The organism is Paenibacillus xylanexedens, from assembly GCF_007680605.1.
In the GTDB taxonomy this organism is placed as follows: domain Bacteria; phylum Bacillota; class Bacilli; order Paenibacillales; family Paenibacillaceae; genus Paenibacillus; species Paenibacillus xylanexedens_B.
In genome coordinates, this window is record NZ_VEIO01000008.1 from 206,494 (window position 1) to 216,301 (window position 9,808).

The 9,808-nt window shown below is 44.8% G+C and carries 9 protein-coding genes; 5 read left to right on the forward strand and 4 right to left on the reverse strand.

What is annotated here, in order from left to right:
- The first annotated feature begins 21 nt into the window (after positions 1 to 21).
- Positions 22 to 273, forward strand: coding sequence for a hypothetical protein (locus tag FS818_RS24490; protein ID WP_145335539.1), 252 nt, complete (start codon positions 22 to 24; stop codon positions 271 to 273).
- A gap of 21 nt (positions 274 to 294) precedes the next feature.
- Here the strand turns inward: FS818_RS24490 and sda are convergent, their stop codons facing one another.
- Positions 295 to 438: a sporulation histidine kinase inhibitor Sda gene (gene sda, locus FS818_RS24495; RefSeq protein ID WP_145335541.1), complete on the reverse strand. Its 144-nt coding sequence runs from the start codon at positions 436 to 438 to the stop codon at positions 295 to 297.
- A 356-nt stretch (positions 439 to 794) separates the two neighbouring features.
- Positions 795 to 1,454: a YheC/YheD family protein gene (locus tag FS818_RS24500; RefSeq protein ID WP_145335542.1), complete on the reverse strand. Its 660-nt coding sequence runs from the start codon at positions 1,452 to 1,454 to the stop codon at positions 795 to 797.
- Positions 1,455 to 1,690: 236 nt separating this feature from the next.
- On the opposite strand from FS818_RS24500, the gene FS818_RS24505 reads away from it, so the two are divergent.
- Both FS818_RS24505 and FS818_RS24510 read left to right on the forward strand, forming a co-directional pair.
- Positions 1,691 to 1,945 (forward strand): hypothetical protein, encoded by a 255-nt coding sequence (locus tag FS818_RS24505; RefSeq protein WP_145335544.1) that lies wholly within the window; start codon positions 1,691 to 1,693, stop codon positions 1,943 to 1,945.
- A gap of 25 nt (positions 1,946 to 1,970) precedes the next feature.
- Complete coding sequence (locus FS818_RS24510; protein ID WP_186375585.1) at positions 1,971 to 3,500, forward strand: Ppx/GppA phosphatase family protein; 1,530 nt, start codon at positions 1,971 to 1,973, stop codon at positions 3,498 to 3,500.
- Here the strand turns inward: FS818_RS24510 and ppk1 are convergent.
- Entirely contained in the window at positions 3,460 to 5,541 is a 2,082-nt protein-coding gene (ppk1, locus tag FS818_RS24515) for a polyphosphate kinase 1 (RefSeq protein ID WP_145335548.1), read from the reverse strand. The genes FS818_RS24510 and ppk1 overlap by 41 nt on opposite strands.
- Before the next feature lie 247 nt (positions 5,542 to 5,788).
- Between ppk1 and FS818_RS24520 the strand changes: the two genes are divergently transcribed.
- A complete protein-coding gene (locus FS818_RS24520; protein ID WP_145335550.1) occupies positions 5,789 to 6,016 on the forward strand; it encodes a hypothetical protein in 228 nt (75 codons plus the stop codon).
- A 379-nt stretch (positions 6,017 to 6,395) separates the two neighbouring features.
- Positions 6,396 to 7,445 (forward strand): glycoside hydrolase family 53 protein, encoded by a 1,050-nt coding sequence (locus tag FS818_RS24525; RefSeq protein WP_145335552.1) that lies wholly within the window; start codon positions 6,396 to 6,398, stop codon positions 7,443 to 7,445.
- Positions 7,446 to 7,772: 327 nt separating this feature from the next.
- Here the strand turns inward: FS818_RS24525 and FS818_RS24530 are convergent.
- Positions 7,773 to 9,808 (reverse strand): phosphopantetheine-binding protein (locus FS818_RS24530; RefSeq protein WP_260989962.1); only part of this gene is annotated, 2,036 nt, incomplete at its 5' end.

Sequence of the window (9,808 nt, forward strand, 5' to 3'; positions counted from 1 at the left end):
TCATGATCAGGAGGGATACCCTTGTCTTATATATGCCCGCTGTGTAACGGTCTGGTTGTACCGGAGCAGGCTTGTCCCCACTGCCTTCAGGGACTGTCAGAATGCGGCAAATTAGACGACTACACCGGACCATACAGCCCCTACGAACTTCAAGCTTCCTCTGACATGGCAGACGAAACCGAGAGCGTTTGCAATCACTTGATGTATTGTCACCATTGTCAGACAAGTATGCTACTGCCTGTCTCTTTATGGGACTTGTCCGGAAACCTGTAACATTGCCTGCAATGAGGATCTCTAGTGAAGTATGGCAGATACGTCAGTACCCAGTTTGCGCTTATGGATTTCTGCCAATAGCAGCGCGATGAAATCTCTCTCGAGCTCCAATTCGATCGCTTTATGGTAGGAATCCAACAACATCTCATCGGATAACATAGCCATTTCCCGCCACAACCTTTCCTTTATTTTCCTCAAAACTATCATATCAGAGATCGAACAAGAGAACAAGCGTTCTTGTTATCCACAACAATATGTGGAAATCCTGTGTATAGTTTGTTGATAATTGGAAAAAACATAGAATATATATCAGTGGATAATGTGGACATTAATTATACACAGGATGGAAAGCATCTCTATAAAATTCGAGATTAAAAGAAAATTTAGAGCAATTTTCATAGTTTCCATAGACGCTCCGAATGTATTACCCAAAACTTAAAATTTTCAAACGCTTTTCAACCAATTTCTCTTGTATATACTATCGGTTTTTCTTCCGTTTTCTTTAGCGTTTCCAGTAATTTTCATTGAGGTCTGGTATTCACTTCCAAAATCCATATTCTGCCGGATTGATCCAATCCATAATCGAATCCCAGCTGACCTATGCCAGGAAACTGACTTTCCATGATATGTGTGCAAGTTAATGTTAATGAACGCATCTCCTGCCGTTTGTATCGATTAGCGATGTGAGGCAGCGATAAGGCGAGGGCTCTTTTGCCCGACAGCATCGTCCCCCCCTTGCTCAGATTCGTTACACACAGACCTGGACGGGCAAGTCTCCCAACCAAAGAACGAAATACCCAGCCCTGTCCCGTCTTCACTACCTTAACTCTGTAATCCACAGGTCTTCCATGAATGGTGGCGAGATGAATTCCTTGTTGAATGATATATCTTCGCTTGGCCTTTACCCGTACAAGGGAGCGATACATCTTAGTAAAGCTTGCAAAAGATCGAGTAACTTTCATATGTGTATATCTAAAAGCTCCACCGCTGCTGGATACTCGGATTACGCCGTACCCTCCGCCGCCAACAACGGGTTTAATATATACCATTCCGTAACGTTGTAGCATGTACATCAGGTTGCCTGAATTAAACACTTTTGTTTGCGGGATATGAGCAGCAGCTACCGGATATTTCATCAGTGCAGCAGTCTTCCGCCATTTGCTTGCTAACTGTCTCGACATAGGTTGATCTCCTCTCTCCAAACCATGATCCTTCTTTATACATACTCACCCCGAGGATGGTTTTCTTGGATGATTGTCCAAGGCAAAGGCCCCTTTTCTGTGGAACATGTCCTGCTATGCTGAGCGGATTCCAGGGCAAACGCCGGTTTACTTTTCAAACGGTTCAATCTGTCGTATGCTACTAAAGAATGACTTGTTTTGGCTAAAAATGAGGATCTAAGGAGCGTTCAAAAGACATGGAAGCATTTTTCAAATCACTTTATGGCGTGGCCTATTTCGCAATGTCCGTTGTATTGGTCGCGGTAACGGTACTTCTCTTCGTGATCGGTATTCGACTGTTTATCAAAAAACGTAATCGCGGCTTTGCCGTAAGTTGTATTTTATTTGCCTGTTTCATCGTCTTTATCATCGTTGTGATGTTCACCACGCCCTTCTCTGCCACGCCTCCAGGCTCACCGGAAGCCCTGGCTGCCCTGTTGCATTACGGGTAACTGATCTTTGTAGAAGGAGATGCTTATGACACGAAATAATAAAACACTTGGAATCGTTGATATTGGCTCAAACTCCATTCGTCTAGTGATCTATGAGGTGAGTGTAGATGGAGCGTACCGAATTATTCATGAAGACAAATACGCTGCCCGGCTAAGCGGGGTTGTGGAATCGGATGGCAGTATCCTAAAACCATCCTTATCCACTGCCATAACCGTCCTGCGTCAATTCAAAGCCACCTGTGATGCTTATCAGACTGAGTTAATTCGGGCGGCAGCAACTGCCGCAGTTCGCAATTCGACCAACGCGGCGCAAGTTATTGCATGGCTGGAAAGCGAGACTGGACTTACAATTGAATGTGTCTCGGGAGATCGTGAGGCCTATTACGGATTCCTTGGTGTGATACAGTCGATTGACCTGACCGACGGTTTTGTCGTTGACATTGGGGGCGGCAGCACGGAGATCACCGTATTCCGCAATCGCGAAAGATTGCACAGTGTCTCGCTGCCAATCGGTGCCGTGAATTCACATGCCCGTTATGGAGGCGAGGATCAATGGACCGAGGCCAATGAACAATCCCTTTGCAATGAAGTTATTGAAGCATTAAAGGGACAGACTTGGACTCAGGAACATCCCGGTTTGCCACTCATCGGACTGGGCGGTACAATGCGTACACTCGCAAAAGTAGAACAAAAGCGTACGCAATATTCTTTGCCGGTAACGCATCATTATGAAATTGGAGAGGAAGCGATGGAAAATATCGCCCTTTCTTTGCCCTACCTTACTTCCGCTCAACGAAAAAAGGTACCGGGTCTTGCTAAGGATCGAGCTGACATCATCGTACCGGGCGTATTGATTCTGCGTACCGTCTTCCGCATCATCCAGGGGGATCGTTATGTGGTAAGCGGAGCAGGACTTCGCGACGGACTTCTGAGGGACTATCTCGCTGCTGGTCAGCCTTCCGCACCTGATGCATTAAAGGATAGCATCCGTAATTTCCTTTATTACGGCCCACAGATTCCGGAGAAACGCCTGAACCGGATTCATCAGGATACGGTTACCTTATACACTGCCTTGCAAGAGGCTACGCCTGATGCCTCTGATGAGCGAATTTTGTACGCATCCTCTATGCTTCATATGGCTGGCAAACAAATTAACTATTTCCGGTACACGCAACACTCGGCATACTGGATTATGAATGCAAGCATTTACGGTCTGTCCCACAGGGAAACCATTTTAAGTGCCATTGCAGCCGACTATCATCCGAAAAAAAGAACGCCTCAACTGCTGCAGAAGCATGAGGACATTCTGAAAGATTCGGATACTCAGCATGCTCACCGCATCGGCTCGTTACTACGTGTAGTCGAAGCGATCCATCGTGCAGAAAGTATCCTTGCTATTCATGCAATAAAAGAAAAAGACTCGCTGCAGGTCACGTTAACCTGTACAGACGAGCCTTTACTGGAACTGAACGGCCTCGAAGATGCCGTCAAAGATTTGCAAGAATCCTGGGGAGTTACGTTAAAACACTCCACCCAGCGGGCTTCCAAGGGATAATGCCCATGGCCTCCGTCTGACTTCTCAGCGGGGGCTTTTGATTTTTTACAAACACATAATTGCCGTTTGGCATAAGCTCTCTCGCCTTCACATTGTCGTTCAGAGACAGATTGAGGATATCGACCAGCATCTTTTTCAACGAAGGATCAAATACAGGACACATCAGCTCAATCCGCCGATTCAAGTTCCGTGACATCCAATCCGCGCTGGAAATGAAAACATCGGGGTTACCGTCATTTTCGAAATAAAACAACCGGGAATGTTCAAGAAAACGGTCTACAATACTAATAACACGAATGTTCTCGCTCAGCCCTTCTACACCTGGACGTAAGCAACATACGCCGCGGACAATCAGGTCAATCTGCACCCCTGCCTGCGAAGCCACATATAATTGATCTATCATTTCCTGATGTGATAAAGAGTTGATCTTGGCAATGATTCGGGAACGTTTGCCTTTTAATGCATGCTCTGTCTCTCGGCGAATCAATGTGAACAACTCGTCCTTCATGCCATCTGGCGCAACACGGAATGCTTGCAGTGCCTTGGGGCCGGAATAACCGGTAATTTCATTAAACAGTTCGGATGCATCCTCACCGATGATCGGGTTAGAGGTGAACAAACCGACATCCGTATAGACTTTGGCCGTGCTTTCGTTGTAGTTCCCCGTACCAACGTGAACATATCGCCGCAGCCCTTGCTGCTCCCGGCGTACAACGAGAATGATTTTTGCATGTGTTTTCAGGCCGACCAAACCATAAACGACATGGCATCCTGCCTTTTCCAGCTTCCGAGCCCATGCAATATTCCGTTCCTCATCAAACCTGGCTTTCAGTTCCACAACAACGGTAACCTGCTTCCCGCTCTCTGCAGCGAGCGCAAGCGCTGGAATAAGGCGTGAGTCACCATTTACCCGGTAAAGTGTCATTTTGATCGCCAGAACCTGCGGATCTTCTGAAGCTTCCAGTATAAAATCTGTCACTGGTTCAAACGATTCATACGGATGGTGAACCAGCACATCCTGTCTCCGAAGCAGCTCAAAATGACTTTCTCTCGGCAGGAACTCAGGCGGATATACAGGTTGTACAGAACCATATTTGAGATGAGAGAAACCTTCGAGGCTATCTACAAATCCGGCTAAAAAGCTGAGATCCAGCGGCCCATCAATTTCAAATATCGGGTCCTGAATTTCAAACTCCTCTTGCAACTCCTGTAGCGCGTCACTACGGAAATCCTTGCACACTTCCAGCCTGACAGGGGCTCCGCGACGCCTGCGGCGCAACTCTTTTTCAATGGCCTCCAGCAAGTCTTCCGCTTCTTCTTCATTAATGGAGAGATCTGCGTTTCGAGTTACCCGGAACTCCTGCACAGCCAGCGATACATATCCGCTGAACAAGGTGTGCACATGCTGTTTAATCAAGTCTTCGATCAAAATGAAACTTTTTTTCTTACTATTAGCCCTTAGGGGAACCTTAACAATGCGAGGAAGATTGGAAGGTACCTGCACGATCGCCATAAACGGCTCGCCATCCTGCTCGTCTTCTTTTTGCAACATTACGGACAAATAAACGGACTTGTTGTGCACCAGCGGAAAAGGCCGGCTCTGGTCGATAGCCATCGGCGTAAGCACCGGAAAAATAATGTCATGATAATATTGATCCATTGCCCGTTGCTGTGTCACATTAAGATCCACATACTCCTGGATGTGCACACCCTTCTTGGCGAGAAGACGAATGAGCTCACGGTACGTTTTATATTGCTCCGCGACCATGGCCCCGGTTCGTTTAATGAGTCTGCGGTATAGCCCCGAAGGGGTATAACCTGTGAAGTCTTTTTGCGTAAATCCAGCCTTGATTTTCTCCTTGGTCTCTGCGAGCCTGACACTGACAAACTCATCCAGATTGCTGGCAACGATGCCAAGAAACCTCATCCGCTCCAGCATAGGCGTTGTCGCGTCCTGTGCCTCTTGAAGCACACGCCGATTAAATTCAACCCAACTCAAATCACGATTAACATAGTTGCCTGTTTTGAGATCTTTATGCATGTATGGCCTCCGAATGTGATGCATGTTAATTCTTATTCGAACTTCTACTGTAATTGTACTATTCGTAATTGGCTCCTAGCGTCATCGGAATGTTAACGCAGTGTTAAATTTATGTAAATGATAACTCATGACCGCAACTTTTTCCATCCCTTTACAAAGCACATTAGACAAGGTAAAGTGAACTACAGTGTGATTTGATCGGCTGTCGTTATTATCCCAAATTCACGTTATTTTAAAGGAGTATCTCATGAAATCGAACAAACCTAGAACGTTACAAAAAAATATCGAATTTTTCACTGCTGCACTATCCCAATGTATCGTGACGGCATGGCAGGAAGATCCCGCAGGTGTATATTGCGAAGTCGGTCGCGGCATTGTGGAGCAGATCAGTGATGACAGTGTACGGATTCGCAATGATAATGGAACGAAAAGCCATTATGCACGGGAAACCACGATGTTTCAAACCGAAAAATAATTTTTGCGTGAATATGAAAAAAAGACTAGCTTTCCGAAACAGAGTGTTGTATACTCTTGCCACAAGGAAAGGAGGTGCGTCAACATTTCTAATGTCATGTTGAACGTGTCCCTTACCCGATCCACTACTTCCAAATAAATTGGACGGTAATGGAGGCGCGGGATACGGATCAATGTTTTAATAAGCGCCACGGGTAGAAAAGCCGTCTTCGGACGGCTTTTTGTTTTGTCTTTTTTAGCATATATAGAAATGTAACGTGTGAAAAAGATGAGAAGTTAAGAAAACAACCAAAATATTGGAAACGGACCCTTTAGGAGCATGATTTCGGAAGGCTATAATGAGGATGCATCTCAACTTATAACCAAGGAGGCATGTTGTTATGTTTAAAAATGTAAGGGGTTTCAAAGTAAGTATTTTGCTAGCTTTTGTTTTATTATTCACTTCGATCCTGCTACCTGCAGGCCAGCACGCCAGTGCCGCACCGAGTTTTGCCAAGGGAGCAGACATTAGCTGGGTTCCCGGTATGGAAGCTCAAGGGTACAAGTGGAAAGATAAAAACGGAGTCCAACGAGACATCATTGATATTTTGAAAAAGGATTACCAGATTAACTCTGTCCGCATCCGTGTTTTCGTTAATCCTTCGAATGATTATGGTAACGGTTACATGAATAAGGATCGAGCTGCCTCTCTCGCACAACGTGCTAAAAATGCAGGTATGAGTGTCATGTTGACACTGCATTACAGCGATTCCTGGGCAGACCCAGGGAAACAAACTAAACCGGCCGCATGGAAAAATTACAGTTTCCAGCAGTTAATGGATGTTGTCTGGAGTTATACCCGTGACGTTATGACAACCATGCAGAGCAAAGGTGTCACTCCAGACTGGGTACAGATCGGTAACGAAACCAGCAACGGTATGTTGTGGGATGATGGTAAAGCTTCGGTTAATATGAAAAATTATGCTTGGCTCGTGAACACAGGACATAATGCTGTAAAATCCATAAGCAGCGGTACCAAAACAATAGTGCATCTTGCAAACGGAGACGATAATGCCCTGTTTGTCTGGAATATCGGTGGACTCATCAACAATGGGGCCAATTTTGACATGATTGCCATGTCTCTCTACCCTTCTGCTTCCGGCTGGAATACAGCTGTGACGAACACGGTCAACAATGCAAAAGACATGATTAATCGTTATGGTAAAGAAATTATGATCTCCGAAATTGGCATGGACAATAATCAGGCCGCGGCAGGAAAAAGCTTTGTCGCAGCGATGAAAAATCAGATTCGAAATTTGCCAAGTGGCAAAGGAAAAGGCGTATTCTACTGGGAACCGCAGGCTACACCAGGCTATAACGGAGGATACGGCAAAGGCGCTTGGCAGTCCAATATGATGCCAACGGCTACCATGGAAGGGTTCATTGACTAAGCACGGGAGTTAGAAGCCTTAAGCGCGGGCGGGAGCTGCGAGTGGACGTTCCGGGGGCGGGGCGTTCTTTCGATCGCTGGTTGTCCTCGGATCGTTCTGGAACTTCCCCTTCATAGGGGAAATTCCGATGACAAACGCGAACGCTTCGCTTCTACAGAAGCGCTCCCGCCCCCTCCACTATGTATTGCTCCTCAGGGACAGTCTACTAAATTTGAAAAGAATAAAAGAATTGTCTCACAAAACCTCAAAAAGACGAATCGGTGAGAAAATTAACACTCAAACGAAAGTGTATATCCCCCTCCCATGTATAGTTACATGTTTGTCCGGCTAAGTATTGAGTTCGCTTGCAACCTTGAGAAAAGCCCTTCTGACTTCTTCAACATCTATCTTGTAGCTACAGCGAAAAGAAAAAATAAGCCCGTCAGAGCATGATTTTGCAATACAATTGAACAACGAATAAATTGGCAACGGATTGGGCTGTTTTATTATAGTATCGTCGTAGCTTTCCTGCAGATTCCCCTTGGCGCTATTGCCCAAATAATTAAACATGAACAGATCAAGGTACTCATACTGTTCCCCAAACTGTACAAATCTCTTGATATTTGACCAATTGTAACGACAAGTAGGATCAACGAGCAAATGCATAAAATTAAGAGTTTTGTCCTTTAACAAATCTAGTCTAGCTCTTACGGAACGCATTGTTTTATTTGGAGTCCAACCTGCATCGATGAAAAGAGGCACAAAATCAATGAATTCACCAATTGTATTGTAGTACGTTGATCCTTCATATCTTCGTCCGTCGTACAAAAATAGCAAGGGAAAATGATCTGTCTCCAAGTAAAGCTGCAGTCCCTTAGTATAAACGGAAAGTGCAAGTTCTAAGGAATGTTCTTTAACAGGAATAGCAACGTCGAACAAAAAAGCTTCGTTACTGGTTCGATGCTTTAGCCGCTTCAAAATATCCTGCTTACTCTGATAAAATGACTTTAGTTCAAAATCGGAAATTAATTCCTCTTCACTTATTCCTCGTGGACCACTTTGAATATGAGTAACGTACTCAACAAAAGTTTTTCTTTCGTCAGAAGGTGGAACTTGACCTTGCAGAAGACCTCTGTAGCAAGAGAGCATTTGATGTTCGATGATTTCGGCCGTAACCCGGTCACAAATAGCATGATGCAGAAGACCAATCACGTAATGTTCGCGCAAATTACGCTTCAACAGGACCATTTGATATAAGATACGCTCTCCTTCATAACGAGTGTTGTGAATGAAATCCTGCAGCATATCCATAAAAGGACCATTTGAATTGGAATCCGATACGTCGATAAGATGAAGCTTTGGCTGACAGGAGGAAGGTGTGGCGTATTCTTTCCAGCAAATGCATTGTTCACCTTGGACGGGAACGCTTCTCAACAAACCTTGATGTTCTACAAGTTGAGCGTAGGACTGATCCAGTAACGTATAATCCACGTATTCGTCAAGCTTGAAGAAAACGATAGAAGGAGGCGTTTGGAACTTGATTTGCATTTGTTGTACCGCCCCCAACGGATATTCCCGCACTACATCACCCTTTTTTATTAAACGATTCATCTGACGGTATTCATCCTTCAGTTTTTCGTGAATAGTTATTGCCTCATCCCGTTCTAACTTATTTAAGCCAAGATGCTGGTAAAAAACTTCTTCATCGATAGTTTCGTTCGAATCCATTCCATTCTTTCGATACAGTGGCATGATGTAGTGTGGTAGCAGATCTTTGGAGACCTTTCTGTTCATTATCTGTTTTAGGCTTTTGACGCGATTCTCTCCTACATCGTCACTATATAGAACGTTGATATTTTGTGTTTCTTCAAACACACCACGAACCTGATACGAAACAAGTTCATAAACTCCGTCCTTTTCACGGCGAAGCCAAGAAACTAGTTCTTCTTTCAATTGAATAAGACTTTCTGGCTCTTTTGCAGACTCAATGTAAGCGGCAAGTGCCCGGATTGATTTGTAGTTATAAATTTCTGTTAGATTAACATGGTGACCAATCTTTTCCAATTCAGCTTTTAACACCAATGCTTTTAGTGAATGCCCACCCAAGTCAAAAAAGCTGTCCAGAACACTTGGACTTGGAATACCTAATACTTTTCTCCAAACATTCGCCAGTTTATATTCGATTTCTGTCTCAGGTAATACTTGTAATGGGCTGTTTTGTAGACCTTCTGTCTGACCCAGAAGCAATTTCCGGTCCACCTTCCCGTTGGCCGTCAGTGGAATTTGCTCCACTTCCACCAGATACGGCGGCACCATATACTCAGGCAAACTCCGTTTCAAATACGTGCGCAACTCGGATGCATTAAATACGCCACGGCTCACCA